16 protein-coding genes are annotated in these 21,744 nt (G+C 60.7%); 11 read left to right on the forward strand and 5 right to left on the reverse strand.

From position 1 onward, the window contains the following. Positions 1-855: 855 nt before the first annotated feature. From ABID59_RS09565 to ABID59_RS09590, 6 genes are all read left to right on the forward strand, one after another. The gene (locus ABID59_RS09565) at positions 856-1,263 is read left to right on the forward strand and encodes a hypothetical protein (protein WP_354083223.1); all 408 of its coding nucleotides are present in this window, start codon (positions 856-858) and stop codon (positions 1,261-1,263) included. A 752-nt stretch (positions 1,264-2,015) separates the two neighbouring features. Next, positions 2,016-4,256, forward strand: a complete 2,241-nt coding sequence (locus ABID59_RS09570) for an adenylate/guanylate cyclase domain-containing protein (protein WP_354083224.1) — start codon at positions 2,016-2,018, stop codon at positions 4,254-4,256. Positions 4,257-4,296: 40 nt separating this feature from the next. Beyond that, on the forward strand, positions 4,297-5,163 hold the full coding sequence (locus ABID59_RS09575; RefSeq protein WP_354083225.1) for an SDR family NAD(P)-dependent oxidoreductase: 867 nt from the start codon (positions 4,297-4,299) through the stop codon (positions 5,161-5,163). A 23-nt stretch (positions 5,164-5,186) separates the two neighbouring features. After that, positions 5,187-5,567: a YybH family protein gene (locus tag ABID59_RS09580; protein ID WP_148749718.1), complete on the forward strand. Its 381-nt coding sequence runs from the start codon at positions 5,187-5,189 to the stop codon at positions 5,565-5,567. Between the two features lie 316 nt (positions 5,568-5,883). Further along, positions 5,884-6,648, forward strand: a complete 765-nt coding sequence (locus ABID59_RS09585) for an IS5 family transposase (RefSeq protein ID WP_354083226.1) — start codon at positions 5,884-5,886, stop codon at positions 6,646-6,648. 198 nt (positions 6,649-6,846) lie between these two features. Next, positions 6,847-7,464, forward strand: a complete 618-nt coding sequence (locus ABID59_RS09590; RefSeq protein WP_354083227.1) for a LabA-like NYN domain-containing protein — start codon at positions 6,847-6,849, stop codon at positions 7,462-7,464. Positions 7,465-7,649: 185 nt separating this feature from the next. Here ABID59_RS09590 and ABID59_RS09595 read toward each other — a convergent pair whose 3' ends face one another. Further along, positions 7,650-7,862, reverse strand: a complete 213-nt coding sequence (locus tag ABID59_RS09595; protein WP_148756740.1) for a hypothetical protein — start codon at positions 7,860-7,862, stop codon at positions 7,650-7,652. A 234-nt stretch (positions 7,863-8,096) separates the two neighbouring features. Here ABID59_RS09595 and ABID59_RS09600 point away from each other — a divergent pair, with 234 nt between their 5' ends. Next, positions 8,097-8,399, forward strand: a complete 303-nt coding sequence (locus ABID59_RS09600; RefSeq protein WP_148756739.1) for a hypothetical protein — start codon at positions 8,097-8,099, stop codon at positions 8,397-8,399. A gap of 1,831 nt (positions 8,400-10,230) precedes the next feature. Here ABID59_RS09600 and ABID59_RS09605 read toward each other — a convergent pair. The 4 genes from ABID59_RS09605 to ABID59_RS09620 all read right to left on the reverse strand — a co-directional run bounded on the left by ABID59_RS09605 (position 10,231) and on the right by ABID59_RS09620 (position 16,544). Then, positions 10,231-10,995: a hypothetical protein gene (locus ABID59_RS09605; RefSeq protein WP_354083228.1), complete on the reverse strand. Its 765-nt coding sequence runs from the start codon at positions 10,993-10,995 to the stop codon at positions 10,231-10,233. Positions 10,996-11,191: 196 nt separating this feature from the next. Then, positions 11,192-11,563, reverse strand: a complete 372-nt coding sequence (locus ABID59_RS09610) for a hypothetical protein (protein WP_354083229.1) — start codon at positions 11,561-11,563, stop codon at positions 11,192-11,194. 95 nt (positions 11,564-11,658) lie between these two features. Then, positions 11,659-15,075, reverse strand: coding sequence for a CHAT domain-containing tetratricopeptide repeat protein (locus tag ABID59_RS09615; RefSeq protein WP_354083230.1), 3,417 nt, complete (start codon positions 15,073-15,075; stop codon positions 11,659-11,661). 1,190 nt (positions 15,076-16,265) lie between these two features. Beyond that, entirely contained in the window at positions 16,266-16,544 is a 279-nt protein-coding gene (locus ABID59_RS09620) for a hypothetical protein (RefSeq protein ID WP_354083231.1), read from the reverse strand. A 315-nt stretch (positions 16,545-16,859) separates the two neighbouring features. On the opposite strand from ABID59_RS09620, the gene ABID59_RS09625 reads away from it, so the two are divergent. The 4 genes from ABID59_RS09625 to ABID59_RS09645 all read left to right on the forward strand — a co-directional run bounded on the left by ABID59_RS09625 (position 16,860) and on the right by ABID59_RS09645 (position 21,485). Then, on the forward strand, positions 16,860-17,765 hold the full coding sequence (locus ABID59_RS09625) for a hypothetical protein (RefSeq protein WP_354083232.1): 906 nt from the start codon (positions 16,860-16,862) through the stop codon (positions 17,763-17,765). A gap of 352 nt (positions 17,766-18,117) precedes the next feature. After that, positions 18,118-18,486: a hypothetical protein gene (locus ABID59_RS09630; RefSeq protein WP_354083233.1), complete on the forward strand. Its 369-nt coding sequence runs from the start codon at positions 18,118-18,120 to the stop codon at positions 18,484-18,486. Positions 18,487-20,692: 2,206 nt separating this feature from the next. Next, positions 20,693-20,920, forward strand: a complete 228-nt coding sequence (locus tag ABID59_RS09640) for a hypothetical protein (protein WP_148756348.1) — start codon at positions 20,693-20,695, stop codon at positions 20,918-20,920. A 238-nt stretch (positions 20,921-21,158) separates the two neighbouring features. Continuing rightward, on the forward strand, positions 21,159-21,485 hold the full coding sequence (locus ABID59_RS09645) for a helix-turn-helix domain-containing protein (protein WP_354083593.1): 327 nt from the start codon (positions 21,159-21,161) through the stop codon (positions 21,483-21,485). The last annotated feature ends 259 nt before the right edge of the window (positions 21,486-21,744 follow it).

Raw genomic sequence — 21,744 nt, forward strand, 5'->3', positions numbered from 1 at the left:
TGTCCCCTGCTCGAGCTCACAGCTCAGCCTGGGCCAACACTGGTTGCACACAACCGAGGACCGAGCCCAAGCGGCCGACCTATTTTGATGAGTCTCGTCCCTTCGGCCCGGAGGTCTCGTATGCGCGCTGCTCACGCGATATCGCGGTTGAACGAGCCGTAGGCTGTTGCGCCTGATCACAAAGCGTAGCTCACAACCGTAGCTAAAGCGTGGGAAATGCCGCCATGTCTGAAGAACACGCTGCAAGATCAGATCGATAGTAAAATAAGGTTGGAGGAGTGGATATCCTCCAGCCAGTTAACCCTCCACCGCGACTGATCTCGAAAACTAGCAGCCGCCCTTGATCTCCCGCGCGAGTTGCGTTTGGATATTCACCTTTTTGGGAGGAGAAATGCGTTGGCTAGGGATAGCAGTACTCTGTGTGGCACTGGGGGATGTTACGCAACAGGCGCAGATGACCGCGCCAGGCTGGGCCAAGATTACATCGGAAAAAATGTTGACGCTCTAGTCGTTCGATGGGGACCGCCGGCAAGTAGTTTTAAGATGAACAGCGGCGAGACCGCCTTTAGTTGGCAACTGGCCAGCGGGAGTTCGTTTTCGGTCTCTCGTGACAGTCAAACGAGCGCATCGGGAAGTTCGCGGGGGTACGCTTGCAAGGTCAACGTCGTTGCATTGCCGAACGGAACGATCAAAAGTCTCGATACTGAAGACAAGGATAGCAGCCTCTATTACGGGCCCATTCCCGTCCAGGCTGGCAGCGTTTGCGCAGAGCGACTTGGAATGCAGCAGCAATAGAGGCTGCGCGCGGCGAGCTCGACCGAAGGCGTTGCAGCAGCACCTGATGACGATGGACTGATGATCTTTGCTAAGCGCCGAACATCGTGGCTCGTTCAAATTGGTCTGTTTGCGCTCGTCGCGCCAGCCACTGCGGCAATCGAGCCCAGGGCCGACTCCATGCACATGGGTCGCGCCTCCGGCGACCTTTATCAGTGGCAGAGGATCGATTTCCGCTCGTCGGGCTTTTCTCGGCGAAACACGGCGCAGATCAAAGTCGCCATCCGAACTAACGGCCCGAGCATGCAGGGCCTCATCCGGATTCCCGGCGCACCTGCTTCAAACTTTGACACAGGCAAGGGCCTGACCGTGGTTGACCTGATCAATGCTGGGGACGACTCGACCGGCTACGCGGAAGTCATCTCGCCGGAGATATTGTTCACTTGGACAATGCCAAACCAGTCTTTCCAAGTCTTTGCTGTCGATTAAGGTGGCCCCTTGTTCTTGCCCACTTAGCCCGCCCGGTATCGATCTAGGCCATGTACCTATAAAACCGGCGGCGTCATGTGACTGGTGACTACGTCCGGTTTGCTCCTATAGCGACCAAGTTCGTGCGGCAGCGCAGTATGTAGCGAACGGCCCAATTGCAGACCTCGGCGGCACTTCCGTAGTGCGGCCACATGATGTAGTGTGATTGGAGAGCCGCCAGCGGGACGTGCCGAGGTCCCAGTCTTGCAATGGCAGCGTCGAGGCCGTCGACAGGCATTGCACCTAGAAAGACCGATGCGTTTTTTGCCGGTGCAACGAGCACCCCGCACGGTCGTGTGCGCCAAATGTGGCGATTGGGGCAATCGCGTGCTCTAGTTCTCGGTGGCTGCCACTCCAGGGAGCTGGGCCGATCCCTCAGAGTGCTCCGCCGGTCTCGATGACAGAACGGTCGCGCTTACAACTTGGCACACTGCGTAATGCTACTTGGGACACTCGGGTTCAATACGGCACGACCCGATTGTATCCGTCCGGTGAAGTCCGGTGAAGGCGGCCTTGCCGAGCAGGCATGTTGTTGGGAACTGTCCTTATGGAGAGTGATAGGCGCACTGCCCAAGTCGAGCGGCTCGTCGAAGATCCGCCATCGTGTCCACAGATCAAAAGATAGGTCGCTCGCCCATCCTGCGCCGCGGCGAGTAACCATCATCGAAGAGAGTGCTAAAATCGCGAACGTCAAACCGCGGGATGGATAGGGAATGTCCCAGCCAACGTCGGTTACCGAATGGTTGATGGCCGTCGGGCTGGTCGGATACGCGGCGTGTTTCGCCCAGAATGACGTCGACGTCTCGGTGCTGCCTCATCTGACCGACCTGGACCTGAAGGAGATCGGGGTCGCCTCGCTCGGTCACCGCCGCAGGCTATTGGCGGGCATCGCCGAGCTTCCGCGCGCCGATGCGCGTCCTGGTCCCAAACCACAGACCGAGGCCGAACGCCGTCATCTGTCCATCATGTTCTGCGACCTCGTCGGGTCGACCGCGCTGTCGACCAGGCTCGACGTCGAGGACCTGCGCGCCGTCGTCACCGCCTATCACAAGTGCTGCGCGGAAGCCATCGAGCGCGAGGGAGGCTTCGTCGCCAAATACATGGGCGACGGCGTGCTGGCCTATTTCGGTTATCCGCTGGCGAGCGAGCACGACGCCGAACGCGCGGTGCGCGCAGGCCTCGCCCTCGTCGAGGCCGTGCCCCTCCTCGACACCTCCGCCGGCGCGCCGCTGGGCGTCCGGGTCGGGATCGCCACCGGGCTCGTGGTCGTCGGCGACCTGCTCGGAACAGGCGCGGCCAAGGAGCAGGCGGTCGTCGGAGAAACCCCCAACCTCGCTGCCAGGCTGCAGGCTCTGGCCTCACCCGGAGCCGTCGTCATCGCATCCGGCACGCGCGACCTGACGGGCGGACTGTTCGAGTACCGCGACCTCGGCACGGTCGCGCTCAAGGGCTTCGACCGCGAGGTGCGGACCTGGCAGGTACTGGGAAGCGACGCGACCGAAAGCCGTTTCGAGGCGCTACGCGCCGCCGGCACACCGCTCGTCGGCCGGGACGACGAGACCTCACTGCTCCTGCGCCGCTGGGAGCAGGCGAAGGCGGGAGAGGGACACGTCGTGCTGCTGTCGGGAGAAGCCGGAGTCGGCAAGTCGCGCATGACGCAAGTCCTTCTGGAGCGCTCCGCCCGGGAGTCGCATGCGCGCTTGCGCTATTTCTGCTCCCCGCATCATCAGGACAGCGCGCTTCACCCGCTGATCGCGCAGTTGAACCACGCCGCCGGCATCCGCCGCGCCGACGCCGACGCCGCGCGCCTCGCCAAGCTGGAGGCCGTGATCGCGCAGGCGACCGACAGCCCGGGCGAGGCCCTGCCGCTGCTGGCCGACCTCCTGGGCATCCCACCGGGCGACCGCCATCCGGTCATCGACTTGCCGCCGCCGATGCGCAAGGCGAGAACGCTCGAAGCACCGCTTACGCTGATCGAGGGCCTGGCCACGCGACGGCCCGTGCTGATGATATTCGAGGACGTGCACTGGAGCGATCCGACCACGCGTGCCCTGCTCGACCTTCTCGTCGACCGGCTGACGGCCTTGCGGGTTCTTCTCGTCGTAACGTTCCGCCCGGAATTCGCGCCGCCCTGGCGCGACCGCCCCCACGTGGATTTGATCGGTCTCGGCAGGCTACCACCCGACCAATGCGCGGCCATCATCTCCCACCTCACGGGCGGTCGGGTTCTGCCGAGGGAGATCGCCGGCCAGATCCTAGATCGCACCGACGGGGTTCCGCTGTTCGTCGAGGAACTGACCAAGACCGTCCTCGAGAGCGGACTGGTCAGAAAGGCTGGCAACAACGCCTATCTCGCGACCGCCTTTGTCGGACGGACCGCGATCCCAGAGACGCTGCTTGCCTCGCTGCTCGCCCGCCTCGACCGGATGCCCGAAACGCGCGATCTCGCGCAGCTCGGCGCGGCGCTCGGCCGCCAATTCTCCTACGAGCTCATCGCCGCCGTCGCGGAGCTTCCGCCGCCACTGCTGGAGCGCTCCCTGGAACGGCTCGAGAGCGCCGAACTGATCTTTCGGCGCGGCGTCCCGCCCGACGCCGAATACACGTTCAAGCATGCGCTGGTGCAGGACGCCGCCTACGGCACCATGCTGCGCGAGAAGCGGCAGCGGCTGCACGCGCGCATCGCCGCGACGCTCGAATCCGACTTCCCGGAGATCCGGGCTCGCCAACCGGAGACGCTCGCCCGTCACTGCGCCGACGCGGGCCAGACCGAGAAGGCGGCCGAACTCTACATCGCGGCGTCCGTTCGCGCCACCGCGGCCACCAACAATGTCGAGGCGACCGCGCATCTCAAGCGAGCGATGGCGCTGGTTAAGACGCTTCCGCTGCGCGCCCCGCGCACGACGGAGCTGCGCAACCGGATCATGACGAGTGGATGGTGGTGGTGGTCCGCCTGACTTACCGACGAACCGCCGGCCAAACAAGGGAGGAAGGAAGATGATCGAAAGTTTCGACGGAAGAACCGCCTTCGTGACCGGCGCGGCCAGTGGCATCGGCCTCGCCTTGGCCCGCGCCCTCGCGGCGGAGGGGGCGAAGGTGATGCTCGCGGACATCGAGCGGGGCGCGCTCGACGCTGCCTTGCGCGACCTGCAGGATTCAGGCGCCGACGCGCGGGCGGTCGCCTGCGACGTCTCGGACCGCGCCTCAGTTGTCCGCGCCGCCGAGGAGACCTTCGCGGCCTTCGGCAAGGTCCACGTCGTCTGCAACAACGCCGGCGTCGGGATCGGAGGACCCGTCGAGGCCATCACGGAAACGGACTGGGATTGGCTGATCGGCGTCAATTTCATGGGCGCCGTCCACGGCATCCAGGCATTCCTGCCGCACATCAAGGCGCACGGCGAGGGCGGACACGTCGTCAACACCGCGTCGCTGGCCGGCCTGGCGGGACCGGCCGGAATTGCGCCCTACAATGCCACCAAGGCCGCCGTGATCTCGCTGACGGAAACCCTCGCCGCCGAGCTCGCCGGCACTGACATCGGGGTCAGCGTGCTGTGCACCGCCTTCGTGCGCACGCGCATCGCGACCAGCGCCAGGAACCGGCCGGCCCGCTTCGGCGGCGCCGACGACGCGCCCGCCAACCCGCAGATGGCCGCCCTCGTCGAGGTCGGACTGGATCCCGACTTCGTGGCCGACCGCGTGCTCGCTGCTATCAGGAGCAACGATCTCTACATCCTGACCCATCCGGAGATGCACGACGTCGTCGCCGGCCGCTTCGATCAGATCCTGGCCGCCTTCGACAAGGCCTCGCTCCACGAGGCCTCAACGCCTCCGGAAGCAGTCTCCGCGCGTCCCTCATCAGCTTAAAATCTTATCTCACGGAGTCCACTATGAGTATTTCCCAACAATTTTCCGACTTGAACTCCAAGTTTGTCGAGACGGTCAACAGCCACGACGCCCATCGCTGGGCAGCCCTATTTTCCGACGATGCCGTTCTCATCCCGGCCGGACAACCCAGCGTAACCGGGCGCGCCGGCATCGAGGCATGGGGCGAGGTCGCGGTGAAAATTTGGAATCATTTGGAGATTCAAGAGGGAAGCTGCACGACCGAGGGAGATGTGGTTTGGGAGCAAGGCACCTGGACCGGCAATATCAACGTGGCCGACGCGAAAACGATGGACGTGAGCGGAAACTTCCTGCTCGTCGCCGAGAAGGACGGTGCTGCGCTGCGCATCAAGGCGCATACGTGGAGCGTCAACTCGACGACGTAACTGCCCTGAACAGGATCAGCGCGTCACCGCGGACGACCAGTGACTTCCCAACCCTGCGTCCTTGGCAGACGGCGATGATCGAATCGTCCGGACGTGGAAGCGCTCCGGTGCTTTCACACCGGGCCCAAGCTCGAGCGGCCTCGGAGCGCGAACACGTCCTCCGGGTCACGAGCCCCGTGACTGAGCTGACCAGGCCCATACGGAAAAACCACCTGAAAATGCCCAGCACGCATCCCCGTAAGCGCCCCACCGGGCCGGGAGCGTTGCGTTTGGCCAGCCTCCTGTGATTCAAGCTTCCAAACTGGGAGCTCGAATCATGCGCTACGAACTCGCCGATTATGAATGGATTGCCATCAAGCCCATGCTGCCGTACAAGCCGCGTGGCGTTCCTCGGGTTAACGACCGTCGTGTCCTCAATGGCATCTTCTGGGTCTTGCGCTCTGGAGCACCTTGGCGCGATCTGCCCGAGATGTTTGGTCCGTACACCACATGCTACAACCGCTTCGTCCGTTGGCGGCGGGCTGGTGTCTGGGGCCGCATCATAGACACACTCGCTGCTGCCCACGATGCCGCTGTCCAAATGATCGACACCTCGGTTGTCCGCGTGCATCAGCATGGAGCCTGCATCACTAGGAATCGGCGCCAGTCGATGGGAAGGTCACGCGGCGGCTTGACGAGTAAAATCCACGCGGTGGTCGATAGCAATGGTTTGCCGGTACGGTTGGCGTTGAGCCCCGGCGAGGCCCACGACGTTCGACTTGCCGGAAAACTGCTCTCTCGCCTGAAGCCCGGGTCAATGCTGCTTGCCGACCGTGGCTATGACGCCGACTGGATAAGAGAGCTGGCCATGAAAAAGGGGGCGTGGGCCAACATCCCCCCGAAAAGCAATCGCAGCGATCCAATCTGCTTCAGTCCGTACCTTTATCGCGCTCGCAACCAGGTCGAACGGTTCTTCAACAGGATCAAACAATGTCGTCGTGTGGCGACGCGCTACGACAGGCTTGCGGGAAGCTACCTCGCCTTCGTCCAACTCGCATCTATCCGGTTATGGCTGGCCGCGCGTTATGAGTCCACGCCCTAAGATGCTGAGGCTACGATGTCCCGCTGTATCTCGGCGGCTTGCGCGGACGCTCTTTTGTTCAGTTGCTCTTCGGAAAAAAGAGGCGCTACTCGATGACGCAGATAGATGTTTGTGTAGAATGCGGCTGGCATATCGCGTCGCGGATCCAGGCTGCTCCCTAGCCTGATCCGCGCTTCCTGCACCGAAAGCGTGAACTGAATGTCACCTTCCCCTACCAACAAGATCGCGCTCTTCATCGACGGGGCCAATCTTTACGCAACTGCGAAAACTCTGGGCTTCGACATCGACTACAAGCGCCTTCTGAAGGAATTTCAGAGCCGCGGGACGTTGTTGCGTGCGTTCTATTACACAGCGATCATCGAGGATCAGGAATATTCCTCGATCCGTCCCCTGATCGACTGGCTCGACTACAACGGCTACACGGTCGTCACCAAGGCGACCAAGGAATTCATCGACGCCTCTGGCCGCCGCAAGGTCAAGGGCAACATGGACATCGAGCTCGCGGTCGACGCCATGGAACTCGCAGAGCACATCGACCAGATGGTGCTGTTCTCGGGTGACGGCGACTTCCGCTCGCTGGTCGAGGCCGTGCAGCGCCGCGGCGTGCGGGTCACGGTGATCTCCACCATCGCCAGCCAGCCGCCGATGATCGCCGATGAGCTGCGCCGCCAGGCCGACGTCTTCACCGACCTCGTCGAGTTGCAGTCCAAGCTTGGCCGCGATCCGTCCGAACGCCCCGCCCCGCGTGATCGCGAAGCGCGTGGACACGCGCCTAAATTCTTGCAAGAGCCGAAGGGAACCGACCCCCACGACTAAACTGTGAAGGCCGCGTCGGCATCGGTGAACTCGGGCGGACTGAGTTCAATAAAACAACATCACCGACATCCACGCCGCCAGCGACGCGCAGAGACCAATTCCCAGATAAGGCAATACAAGGCGCATCGGGTTTCTCCTTCCGAGACGCGAATATGTCTTAGCGTCGCACATCGGCCAGCCGATGACTACGAATCTCCGGTTGTGCCGTGGGCATCGCCGGGCGGTGACTTGCCGGTGCACTCGGAAGCCGGCGTATTCTCGACCACGGCACCGGTTTGCTGCTTGTGAACCTGCTCCTCAACGTACAAGAGCACCATACGCCGCGTGTCCGGGTCGATCAGCTTCTGGAACGCCCTGATCAACCGCAGCATCTGAAGATCTTCAATGCCCTTCGTCATGCCAAAATCTCATTGAAAAAATGACAAGCTCAATCGGGAAATTATGCCGCGATTCTGCCGGTTTAGAAATGTGGAAGTTCGTCGAAGGTAAAGGCCTGCCGGCCATCGCCGCCGATGCCGGCGGAGCGGCTCCGGTCCGCCTGCCACCCAAGCCCCCAAACCGGGGCCGTCTCTCCGGCGAGAGCTACTTCCACGACATGGATCGCGCATGGGACGGTCCGCGCGCTTGCCCTTGTGGCGCCGCTGACGCGCCCTGCCCGGCTGCCCAGCCGGGGGTCAGATGGGAACGCGACCTCCGGCGTCGCCGACGCCGTCGCTCAACACGCCATTGATGTGGGCGCCGAGGTCTCTGCAGCCTTGCTGGCCTTCATTGCACAAAACTCGACCAAGGCGTTCAACCTTCAGCTCTCACTGCCCTGCGCGGCGCTGCATGACCGATTCCCCTTGCGGAACGACGATTTGCTTGGCGACGAAATACTCTTGAAACAAACCGCTGCTTTAATTCAAACCAGCCGGGCACGGCATTTGTATCCATAGCTGTTTTCATTCCCGGGGCGGGTTTGTCACACGTATTTTTTGACTGGAATGTTCAGACTTCGGACGGCCGCCGCAAGGCGGCCCTTGCTTATGAGGACGCCGACTACGCATGCACTGTGCTTGAATTCTGCCTGCTGACCGTCGCCAAGGTGGCGCCCGAAGGCCGCGACTGTATCCAGTCTCGAACTCAAGCTTGCCGCGCGCGGGACTTCATCTCCCCGAGCCGCAGCCCCGACTAGCCCTTGCGCTCGCCCTCCGGTTGCGGTTGGATACGGTTTTCATCAACGTCTTTTTACCTTTGGCTTTTTAGATGTCGCAGCGCACCAAGCTGCCTGCCGTTCATACCGGCTTCCACCGCGAAGTTTTTTATCGCGTCGAACAAGCCGAGAGCTTTGATCGCTGGCGGTACTGCTTTTCAATCTGCGGGCAGGAGCGCATCGGTACGATCGAAGCGAGACTCGGACTGTTAGCCGCCCGGAGGGTACGCGGGCTTATCGATAGGACTCTGCGGGTCTCCGAGACTGGCACGGAGTAGATCGACTTGCGGACCTATTGTTCGCGTGCCGCGTCCGCCCAGTGGCGATTCTCCGGCGCGCCGCAGCGTAATGATCTCCGCGTCCATGGTGGTTGCGTTGGTCGCGCAGTCCTAACGCATCCACGAACACATCTACCGCGCGAATAGAATTGCTCTCGTCCACCAAATCATCGAGGCATTCCGGCAACAGCGTCGTCTGCTGGTGATCCGAACCTTGAACGAAACCCGCATCAATTCCCCCGGCGATTCAGAAAGAGAATCATAGCATCGACGGGGTTTTCGGCGATCTCCCCATCCGAGGTGGGTGACATAAAGTCTCTGTGCAGGCAAGTTGATCTTCGGGCGCCATCAAAACAGCACGGTGATGCCCGTGGTATGAAGGCTCACCTCGATGACTACGCCACTCCGGCCAGCCAGCTCTGAGCGGTTCCAGCCTCAGTCATCCTAAAGCAGCTACCGACAACAATTCTGTCGATCTTCTGCTAAATCATGGCGCTATCCGGTCAGCGGAAAATGGATTTTGAGAAACCAAAGACTCGAAATCGAGCATCCGCCTCATACCGGCGGGACTCCCCCACATTTCGTTAGGTGCCGAAATTTTGCTGACCTGCCACATGACACCTCGCATGGGAGTGCCTGCTGTATTCAGGGCGAGCTTGCTCAAACATTCCAGCTCTACTTCTCTCGGTTGGCTAACGTGAGGTCGGTGGCCTACAAACTACCAGTCTGCCCTCCGCTGTCGGAAATGTCGCCCGGCGGCATGGAGCTTGAGTGCCAAAAATGTAGCTGATGTCGCCGGATGTCGTGGGGAATGGCCGCAAAGTTAACTGGCCCGCTTTTGCAGCGTGCCTGGAGATGGTTTGTTCACGATTGGTTGTTAATCGGCCCGCAGCTTCGATCCACGCTTCCTCCCTAATTCGGTCGCCCTCATGCAGTTGCGCTTCACTTCGCTCGCCGTGATCAGCTTGCGATGGGACTCTCGTCAACAAGAGTCCCTATGCCGGGGGCACAACGAAAAGAGCGCCCCCCATTTCTGGGAAGGGTTCGATCCGGTTAGAACAGTCGTGTTAGCAAGGCTATCATCGAAGCCAGATGCAAATTGCATCCAAGGCCTAGGCGATACGTCTTATCACTCCGCTTGCTGGCTTCGAGAGTGAACAACACCATCATGGTGGTCCTCTTTCTCTTGTCTGCGAGGGTCAGTCGCTTTCGGTGCGTGAATTAGGGCCACGGCGCGCGCGGATCCTGACTTCTGATAATAGATACTATTGAGGGTCGGATGAGGCCTCGACTTGCTTAGCCAAGTAGCCCCCTCAATCCCGCGTAGGCCGATCCGGCTGCGGTCACAGCAACCCCGACCAATGGGCCAAAGGTCTGCATCAGACCCTGAATTAGCCGCGCGCGTCGGCGGAGTTGTTCTTCTCCGACGTGGTGGCCAAGGAATCGCGCCACCCCGAAAGCAATCGCATTCGGCTTGCCACCTCGTGCCAACAGGCGGGGCAGGACTTGGAAAATCAGCACGCCCAGAATGTTTCCGGAGAGGAAGGCCAACAGAATGCTTGCGCCGTATTCAAGCACCTCCCGCCATTCGACCCAGACTTCGGGCAGGATTGGGATACGATCATGCACCCCGGTGACGGTGAGCATAGCCTGGATGCTGAGGCTTGCGGCCGCTATACCCAATAGAAATGCGCTCAGCGCGGAGACCCGGTGCAGCGGAAACGCGATCAGGCCGAACAGCAGCGGGATGGCGATCGAGGCAAGCCGGAGCGGTATCGGCGATAGATTGAAGGTGATGGTGACGAGGACATGCGCAATCACCAGCAGCGCCGACGGAATTAAGACATAGAGAACGGCATGCGTTCCGTAGAAACGCAGCGGATTGTTGTAACACTCCAATCTGACATTGACCCGATCGAGATCACGTCTCAGACGGTCGAGGTCGGCAACGATGTCGTCGATCTCGAGCAGCGTCGGCCGCACGACGCGCAGATCGCGTGAGCAGTGCCTACACGCGATGGCCTCGTCCTTGATCGTCTCGGCACAGAATGGACATTCCATTGTTAGCCCGGTTTCCTGGACCGTATTATGGATTCAACCTCGTTCCTTGCCCGCTTCAATTCTTCACGCAGTGCGTCCCGTTTGCGCAGGAGTTCGTCGCGCTCGGCGATCAGCGTCGCTGGCACGGCGATGTCGCGAGCGCAGGAAGCACAGACCAACGCACCCTCCATGTTGTCGGACTGGCAGTAAGGACACCTCACTTGGGCGTGACCTTCAGGGTGAAAATGCTGGTCCCCGGCCGGCCATCACTGTCCTTGATGTCTACGCGAACCGTATATTCGCCGGGCGGCAATTCAGCGTCCTGCATGTTGATGCCGTCAGCTTGGATGAAAGGTTTCACCCGCGCCGTGAGGTCGACGTTGGGCGACCGAAGAAGCGTGACCTTGATCGATTCCAGATTTATCTTGGCGCCACCGAACGATTCGAACTTCAACTGTAATCGCAGCGGCGAGCTGACGGCATCAGTAGGCGAGACGAACTCCACCTTCGGTCCGCGGAAGATACCGCGCTGGTCCGCCGCGATGGCGCCTTTCGGGGGCGGCAGCTTGGCTTCCTCTTCCGTGATCAATGGCGTCGCCCGGGCGCCTCCCGAAAACAAGAGACCTGCCGCGACGAGTCCCAGAAAAACAGTCCGATTCATCGTCCGTGCAATCTTTTATGACCTCAACGCACGCCGCCGTCGCCGATGATCGCGTAAGGCGCCCAGAATAGCGGATGAGCATAGGCAAACTGCGTCTTGCCGTCGCTGTCGAAATAGCCGGGGCCATCGACCAGCGCCATCATTGCCTGCCGCAGTGCTTCGGCGCGCGACAGTTTCGGATCGTCGGCCTCCCGCTTGAACAGATCAGTCACGAGCTGCCGCGCCGATTGCGAATGCACCGACCAGTTTGTCACAAGCAGAGCGCGCGTCCCGGCGTAGAAAAACGCGCGGCCGAGCCCGGAAGCTGCCTCCGCCCCTGCACCGGCCCCAGCACCGGTATTGCAGGCGGACAAAATCACCCAGTCCGCATCGAGCTTGAGCCCCAAAATCTCCTCCATGGTGAGCAGGCCATCGCCTTCCTCGCCCGTCACTGCCGGAGACGACAGAGCGAGCGCCGGCTGCGTCAATCCGTTGAGCTCACCGGGGACGAGACCATGAGTAGCGAACGCGAGAATCCTGATTCCGGAGAGATTCATTGTCTTGACGGCGCTTTCGGTCGCGCTCTTGCCCAGAAACAGCACCTTGGACGGATCCGCTTGCAAGGTCAGCGCAATCGACTTTAACTCGTCGGCCGTATCGGGAAGCCGAGGCAACAGGCCGAGCTCGGCACTGTCAACGCCTTCGAGCTTCGGGCTGCTCCGACGCTTCAGCGGCATGCCGCGCGTAACGTTGCCGCCGGAATCGGCCGCCTGGACCTTCGCGTTGGCGGCTTCGGCCTCGGCCTCGGCCTCCTGATCCTTGTTGAAATAAGGATCGCCGAACGCGACGAGGGCGGCGCGGCCAGGCTTCCCCGACGGCAACTGCCGGAGCGTGCGCAACGCGGCGGCAGAGGGGACCGTCGACACAGCATGGGTGCGGGCAAGCCAAGGCACGTTGCGATAGCCGATGAACAGTGGGTCTTCGTCCTGGGCCACATCCGCCGGAGCGGTCGGCAGCAGGGACAGCGGCAAGAGGCCCAACGCGCCGTTGGTAACCACAATGAGGCTGTTGGCCGGCTTCCATCCGCTTTCGACGGGCTTTAGAAGCAGCTCATAGAGTTCATAGCCGAGCTTCAGATCGAACGGCGGAATATCCGAGATCATCACTGCCTGCGGCTCGAGCGCCTCGCGCATTTTGCGAAGCTTGGTTTCGATGTCGCCGATCTTGGCTTTAATGGAGGCGAAGGCCACCGGCCCCGATTTCGGCACCGCCCAGACGAAGCTGCCGGCCTGACCGACATAAAACGACAGCATCGCTTCGTTGTCGGCTAGCGTCGCTCGGATTTCGGCGACACTCGGTGGCTTGGGCGACACGAGATCGGCATAGGACGGAAACTTCTGCTTAACATCCAGGCGAGCCCTGTCGCGCTCGCTCTGCAGCGTCGCGATCGACCTCTGGATTTGCAGTACGACCTTCTCTTCGCGATCGGCCGAGGATGTCGCAAGCAAATTGTTGAGCATGCCGAGCTGAGCGTTGACCTGCTTGGTCAGGTCCTGCTCCTTTCGGACAAGCTCGGCCAGCGCGGGATTCTTGGCCGCGGCGCGCGCACTGGACGCGGCAAGCGCCTGCTGCACGGAATGACCGCGGATGGCGTCAGCGAGGCCAAAGGTCTCCTCGCCGACAGTGCTGCGGTCACCCTCGGACCGCCCGAGCAGCAATAGATAGCTCTCGACGATCGTCTGCAGTCGCTGGCTGCGCGCGACCACCACCGTGGTGTTCTCGTCGTCGGCATTGTCGTTGGCGTTCGCCATCATGATGGGGATGGCGGTCTTGAACTCCCGAATCGCGTCGGTATCGCGCCGCGCACGCATCAGGCCGATTGCCAAGGTACCGCGGGCCGAGGCGGTGTCGAAATGATGTTCGCCGAGCCGTGCGACCAGATTCTTCACGAGCTGCTCGGCCGCGACAATGCCCGCGTCGAGCTGTCCGGACCCGTAGAGCGATAGAATGCGGGATGGATTGAGCTCGAACACCTGACGGCGCTTCGGATCCCAGTTTGCTACTGCCTTGTCGATCGTCGCATAAATCTCGTTCGCGTCGGACGTTTTGCGCTGCAGCGTAAGGATGCTCGCGAGTTGCGAAAGCAACTGCACGGTGACCTGCGAGTCGTCGGGTACGCCCACTGTCTTGCTAATCTCCAGAGCAACGCGGCCCAACCGCTCGGCTTCCGCGTAGCGGCCTTGTTCGATCAGGATGCCAGCCAAGCCCATGACGAAACGTGGCGTAACGGGATTGTATTTGCCGGTATCCCTCAAACGCGACAGCAGCGCCCGTCGGGCATCGACTTCCGCTTCGGCCAATCGGCCCTGCCGAGCCTTTACGCGTGCCTGATTCAGTACGGCGCTGTCGATCGCCTGAAGCACCAGAGTTTCCGCGGGCGGCTTGTCCGAAGAGAGCACACCTTTCACGCTGGCGCGCTTGCGTTGCTCGGACAGCCGATAGGCAGCTTCGGCGTCGCTGAACTGTCCGCGGGACTCAAATATCATAGCGCGGGTGGTATCAAGCTCCGACTCCCAGCTCTGTCCGACCCTCGCGTATGTGGCGCGCCATCCCGGCAAACCAGTCGTTCGCGCTTCCTGGATTCCGGTCACGATGCGCCGCAGATAGGCCTCGGCCTGCGCGACGTCCCCCATTTGAATGAGTATGCTAGCGATGGCGCGGTTGGCACCGAATTGATACCCCTTAGCGCCCGGCATGTTAGCGACCTCACGCAATTGCCGTTGCGAGACTTCCAGAGCTCGCTTCAGATCGCCGGCGGCGGAATACTGCGTGGCCGCAAGCTGCATCAGTCGACCCATCATATTTGCGCCGATAGCGCCTCGCCCGACTTCCATGGCCTTGTTAGCATCACCGATGGAGTCGGCGAGCCGTCCAAGCTGCGCACGCGCATTCGCGCGATCGAAATAGAACTGTGCCAGATCCTCCCGAGACTCCTTCGCGGTCGGCGCCGAGTCGGCGTCCGATTTCAGCTTCTCGATCAGCTTCATGTCAGGCTTCTCGCTGACGAGAATTGCTGTGATGTCGGCAATCGTGCGGGGTGGCGCGACAAACCCCCTGGAGAGGGCTATCCCCGGCTCAAGCGTGGGCGCCTCCTCCTTTGGTACCTCGACGGCGACGTTGGCGCGTCCATTCGCCGCGTTGAGCGCGGCGATTACGCAAGCCTTGACCTGCGGCGACGCCTTGGCGCGGCAGGCTTCCAGATTGGCGCCGCCTGCACGGCCTCCAGACGCCTGCATGCAGGCATGGACGACCGGCTTGCCCACCCTCATTCTGCAGTTTTCAACCGCAGCTTGCTGCGAAAGCGCGAATGTCGCGCCCGTCGTCGATCCGAGTAGAAGACCAGTCGCGAGCACGTTACGGATGGCTTGCAGCTGAAGGGGATTCAAATCACTCGCGAACATGGCTGCCCCCGGGATCGCCTTTCAAAAAACCTCGCCAAAAAACGACATAGCTACGTGAGTAATTTATCGACACAGGCGCTTACACGACAAGCGCAAATCCAACCAGCAAGGTCAAAGCCAGGCTCCCAGTTCCCGGCTGGCGGTAGTCAGTATCGAAGAAGTCGACTTATCGGGCGCGTGAATCGCTCCAGCGCCCAGCGACAAATGAGACCCGCTGCGCCGACGACAGATACATCTTCGTGTTTCAATCGTAAGCCGATCGACAGGAGCCAGCAAACCTTATTTTTGATCTTTGGCGCCGCGTGTCTACGAGTAGGCCGAGATTTCTCAATTCAGCAAGCATTTCGCTGCAAGCAATTGAGCACAACCGAGTTTCGTCGCTGCGTAAGAGACGACAACAAAGGCATAGACCGCCTTTCGAATCAGTGCGCTATTTCATCGTCGTAGCCAGCTTTTGCGACGCATCGATGCGTTATGTCGGCAGCGACAACGTCGGCCAGATATTCGTGTGAAGCGTACTGCGCCGCGATCCGAATGATGGATCAACCCGGCACTGGGCCGCTACTGTCGCACCACCATTGTCAGCGCGGCGGAGCCGAATCCGATCCGCATAGAGCCCGCCTCGTCCAACCGACTATCTTCCGGCTGAAGGGTCCATGACGTCATCCAAACACATGGCTGCTCCGACCAACGCCGCAAGTGAAGATTCTCCTTGCGAACCCGGAGCCGTCCACACATGGCCCTCAGCTGTCCCTCGGTTTCCACGTCCTGAGGTCGGCTTTCGGGTACGAACGAACGAAGGATGAATATAGCCTCGGCGCCCCCCGAACGTATCGTCGGCAAAGGCGCCGCCTTGTCCTTAATCCGCGCGTATTGCAGCGCGCCCGTGACCGTCCTGCTGGTGATCATATATTTGCATGTGGCCTGTGGCGGACGCCGTTCGTGCCAAAAGTTGGAGCGGCGCGAGTGCTTCGCGAATGTATATAATCGGCAACGGCGGACGTAACCGACAGGGTCATCTTGAAGGCCCCGACTTGCAAACGCGTCGGGGCCTTTCGCCCTCATGGAAAATGCGTGGCTTACCCCTTGCAGCAGCCGAACGGTTGGTCCCCGATTGCGCGGTCGCTTGAGTACCTCTTAATAGTACACGCCAGCTCGATCTCTACCGCTTGTACGCGACGATTTCGGCATCATGCTAACTGTGAACGCTGCGAGAGATCAGGTGCCCCATGATTCGAACACTGATAGGCGCTTCGATACTTCTTGTCAGCCTTGCAATCGCTGCCGAAGCGCAAAACTGCAGGCAATATCCGCCAGGACCTTTCCGCTTTCAGTGCAAGGCGGCGAGACATCCGGAAATAGTCGAGAAAAAAGAGATGTGTCGCGACGAGGCCCGTGCGATGGGTTTCTTCAAAGCTAAGAAAGACCCGGCATTCAAGGATTACGTCCACGCCTGCATGCACCGTCATTAGACTCATCCGAGAGCCAGCAGCCGTAGGCTAGTCGCGGCCTTTCAAGAGCCGGACATAGGTCCCGCTCTCGTGCAGTTCGAGCCAGCCGCGCTCGACGGCACACTTGATGTCCACGCCAAACTCGACCCTGCTGGCTTCAGGATCTTTCGGAAGATGCGCTGATCTACTACGGCCTCGCATCTGCGGCCGATCCAATGGCAGCATGTCAATCGGCTTGCAAATTTTGACCCCGCATTGCCTCATCCAGAATGCTACTGGACAACTTCTCACCGATGATTGGGTCGGTGCCATCGAATCGGTTCGGTGGCGTCTATGGCGAGAAAGATCAACATGGGCGCGCGGCGGGAGGTGGTGTCGGCCGTAACGGATCGTTACCAGGCGGCCAGACGGGCGGAGAAGGGGCGCATCCTCGATGCGCTGTGCGCGACGACGGGTTGGCATCGCAAGCATGCGGTGCGCACGCTTCGGCGGAGCGCAACGGTCGGACCGGGGAAGATGGAGGCGCCCGGAGAGCGCAAGCGTAGATATGGTGCGACAATCAAGGACGCGATGACGGCGCTGTGGGAGGCGTCGGATCGGGTCTGCGGCAAGCGGCTCAAGGTGATGATCCCGACCTTGCTGCCGGCTCTGGAGCAACATGGCCGATTGCAGCTTGGCCAGGCGGACCGTGAGCATGTTCTGGCGATCAGCGCTGCTACCATTGACCGCCTGCTCGTCGATGTGAAGATCGCGGCGAGCGGCGGCAGGCGACGCCGTGCCGGATTCTATTCGGCAATTCGGCGCGAAGTCCCGATCCGAACGTTCAATGACTGGAACAGCCCGGTGCCCGGCTTCTGCGAGGTCGACATGGTAGTCGCCACCGGCTGGACGGAGTGCCTGCCGTTGTTGACGCGGGAAGGTTGGCTCGTCGTCGAGGCGATCAATCGGGCACAGAGCCTGTTCCCCTGGTTGTTGCGCGGGGTGGACTTCGACAACGACAGCGCCTTCATGAACGACGTCGTCGTGCCATGGTGTCGCGAACAGAAGCTCGAAGCCACACGCTCGCGCGCCTATAAAAAGAACGATCAACCGTTCGTCGAGCAGAAGAATGGTGCCGTCGTCCGTCGCCTCATGGGCTACGGTCGCTTCGATGGCATCGAGACGGTGCGCGCGATGGGCCGCGCCTCTATGCGGCGGCACGGCTTTACATCAACTTCTTCCAGCCGTTATTCAAGCTGAAGGAGAAGCGTCGCGAAGGGGTTAAAGTAATCAAACGCTATCGTCTCCCATCGACCCCCTATGAATGTGCACTGGCGCATCCCAAGGTGACCGCGGACTTGAAGAAACGGCTGCGCGATCAGTATCGCTCGCTCGATCCGGTCGTGCTGTTGGCCGAGATTCGCGCCCCAGGACGAACTCGGCAATCGCGTTGATCGTCGTGCCGGACACGCGGGCGGCCTGCAGCGCGCCTCCACGAGCACCACGCCAACAAGCGCAGCCACTTTCGCCAAGACGCTCGGCAAGAGGCTGACGGCCGGCGAGACGTGGCACCCACCGGCGAACTTGTCGGCCCTACAAAACCAGGATTCGCATGCCGTCCAAGCTCGACCCACGTATTGCTGCGATCGAGGGCTGGCTGGCAGAGCAGCCGCAGCTGACGGCGCTCGCAATCGTCGGCCGGCCGAGCGAGAATCACCCCAAGGAGTTCGGGACGAGACAGCATTCGATCGTGCAGCGCCTGCTGAGGGCGCTTAGACGGAAGACGGCCGAGCAATTGGTCGCGCAGGAGCCGCTTGCGGACGCCACGACCGCTGCCCCACTGCCCGGGGTTGTGGACGGCTCGGGCTATATAGGGCCCGACCCGCCCGCAGCCCCTCTCGTCGAGCAAGCCGGGAAAGCCACCTGGCGCGGCCGATCAGTCGAGGTCGCATCGACCTGTGCAATGGCGCCATCAGGGTAACATTCGCTCATGCGGCAATGCGCGGGCTCCTTATTCCTGCCGAAACACAACAGGTGTCCGCTCATTCGGAGGAGGTTCATGCGTATCGCCCATGAGAGCTAGTTTGGTGAAGGGGGAGGAAGCCGGCGTAACCTCCGCAAGAGATTTAGCGACGTGGCGCTACCAACTCGGCTGTGCCGTAGCATCTTGATCCATTTGTTTTAGATCTTTCCGTCGCCGAACAATCTCGGCCCTGCTCTGCGCCGTCCTGTACTCACGCAGCGCATCCGCGCCTGGGTCGCCGACTCGAAAGGCCTGACTGAGACCAGCCCCGGCCAGTGCAGGGGAGCAGGCAGTATTGCTTCCATCCCGCATACTTGTCGCGTAGGTGTGTGTTGCGCTTGAGAGTTGACCAAGAACGATGATCCGACACAGTAGCTACTTGAGGAATATTTCGACCTATCTCGAATAGCATTGAAATGCCTTCATGACGGCGATCCTGGAGATGCAAGTCGACTGAAGTGAGATGGCAATCAAGCTTACAGGCTATGTCGCCGGCGCAGGTTTTCTGACGCGCGAGAGCCGTCAATCGCTGCGCCTCGTGCTTGGACCATTCGCATGGTTTTGAAGACTTATGCATCTTCATTCGTCTGAAGCGATAGGCGGTGCGGCGATCTCCCGACCCGAGATGGGTGATATAAATTCTCTGTGCAGGCAGGTTGGTCTTTGGGCGCCATCGAACAGCACCGTGATGCCCGTGGTGCGAGGGCTTTCCTCGATGACGATGCCACTCCGGTTAGCCAGCTCTGGGCATCGGGCGGCTCCGACCTCGCTCATTCTAAAGCGGGTACCGACAGCAATTCTGTCGACGTTCTGGTAAATCATTACCGCTCTCCGGTAAGTTGAAAAACTCTTTGGTCAAAAAGCAAAAACTCAAAATCGCAAGCATAAAGCTATATCGGATCAATCACGTATGCAATCTCTGGACGACGAGGTGCCCCAAACGTACCCAAGCGGGCGTCCTGGTGGCAGCCTCCTCTGAGAATCGCGCCGCGCTTCCGCTCGCCTTGCAGATAAACCGCGGCTCGAACTCGGACAACGGGATCTCGTCCGGCCATTCGATCCACGTAGTCAGCCGACGGCTTGACGCTGCACCAATAGTCCGCGCAGAAGACGAGCAGATCGCGAACGACGCTCGAGTGATTTTGGGCCTCTGAACGCGCACGGGCTACTGCGCGTCACGGCTGTGGAAAAGGCTCCGCGCCAGAGGTCGGCGACACTCGTGATCGGCGGTGATCATCTACCAGCGCGCCGCAATGGTGCTGGCGCGGGGGCCAACAATCCCAACGGGCTCGACGCGCCCTGAAATGCTGCAAGACTCGCATATTCGCGGGGCGACACCTGGTCGAATGTTGTGCGTATGGCGAGCTCTGGCTGGCGGCCGCGGCAAACAGGCCTTCAGGACCGGAGTGGATCCACGAGGAGAAGTACGACCAGCCAGGTGTTGGTCATCGAAAGAGCTGAGCCGTTGTCGTGCAGCAATGCAGGAAATCATCGACGCCGACTGCAACACGTCGGCTGTCGAGGCAGACCGGACAAACGGTCGCGCTCGCCCCGACCGATTCTCTTGACCCATGTGCGACATCAGCCCGCTCCCATCGGAGCTTGCTTTGCGTCTTAGTTCTCATTCTATTAAGCGTCTGTTAACCGGGTGAAGACATCGTTGTGCATGTTCAAGTTGTTGAGTTGCGCAAGTGATTTTACGGCGGAAGCGGCCCTGCCAGTCCGCTAAGTGGTCGAGATTTTCGCCTTTCCAGAGCTGCCTTCCGCAGGTACCGCACGCGATCTAACCGGGTGCAGCAGCAGCAATCGCCGGCTTTCTTGCTTGGAACGGGCTCAGATGCGCTTCGGTAATCGCAAAAACCGCAGAGTAAGTTTTGAGCAAAAGCGGCCGTTTATCTTGATGGGCACCGGGAGGACTTGGCGCAGGAGCTGCGTGCTAGTCGATGTGTCTGAGACAGGGGCGAAGCTCCACATCGGCTGATCGCCCGACCTGCTCCGGGCAAGAGAGTTCTTTATGCTCGCATCCTCGACAGGCTCAGCCTTCCGACTTTGCGAGCTCGTTTGGGTGGAGGGATCAAACGTCGGCGTGCACTACGTCAATAATGCCTCTCGAAAGAGGGAGCTGAAGCCCCAAGTTGAGGAGCAATCGGAGAGGACCATCTGAATGCAGATGCTTCATTCGAGGACAATTGACTCAATCGATGCTGACACTCTGACCGAGTGCAGTGAACGCGAGATTTTATTCCGAATTGAGGCCGGATTTGTTCTTTACCTCACCCACGCACGCTCGATCTCTGCCACGCAGGATCAGGTTATTTTTTTGGGAACGCGCGAGGCGCTGCTCTGGCTGAACGAGAACGCACCATTGGCGGAGGCGAGAGGTGTGTCCTGAACATCATCCTGTCTCGATCTCCGACCGCACCGGCCTCACAGATGCAGATTGGCTGCAAGTCAACAAACTCCGTAAGGCGTATGCCACTGGCGGAAGATCTGCTCTCAGCGAAGCCCTTGAGGATTTCTGCAGTCAGAATGTGACCAGCTATATACGAGTGCTGAACTCCATACTTCCAAATAAGATACGAGAGACGATCAAAGCGGACATCGGAACATCCACTGGCCGCTACCGAGACATGATCACACGGCTGGATCTGATAGTTCAAGATCTGCCATCCCTACATTGTTACAGCAACGACTTGGCTCGGCGCCTCGGAACGTCCGTTCGGACCTTGCAGGTCGCGTCACGGCGTGTGAACGGCATGAGCTTGCACGCCTACCTGCGCCTCAAAAGGCTTTTAGCGGTTCGCGACCAACTCTCAACGGGACTATTAACCGTGAAAGCTGCTGCACTTGGCAATGGCTTCTGGCACCTGGGCGACTTTTCCCGCCTATACGCCAAGACATTTGGAGAGATGCCATCTGAAACCCTCGCGCGTGCTAAACGCGTAACCCAGCCATAATCAGCGACCGATCTTTACGTTCCAGATTTGTGCTACCCGTGTGGCTCGCCCCGGTGCTGCCTTCGGTCAATGCTGGTCGTTCCTTCGCTCGATCGTGCGCCGAGGACTCTCTGTCGTGCGCTGGGGGTGAGACATCGGACAGCTTTCATCTGCGTCAATGAGCATCGAACAGTGCAAGGCCGTTTGCTCACATGCAAACTCCCGCCGACCTGGAAGCCGGCGGGAGGAAAAAGACACAGTGCTCGCGGTGCGCGATACG

The organism is Bradyrhizobium sp. S3.3.6 (assembly GCF_040546905.1).
Classification (GTDB): domain Bacteria; phylum Pseudomonadota; class Alphaproteobacteria; order Rhizobiales; family Xanthobacteraceae; genus Bradyrhizobium; species Bradyrhizobium cytisi.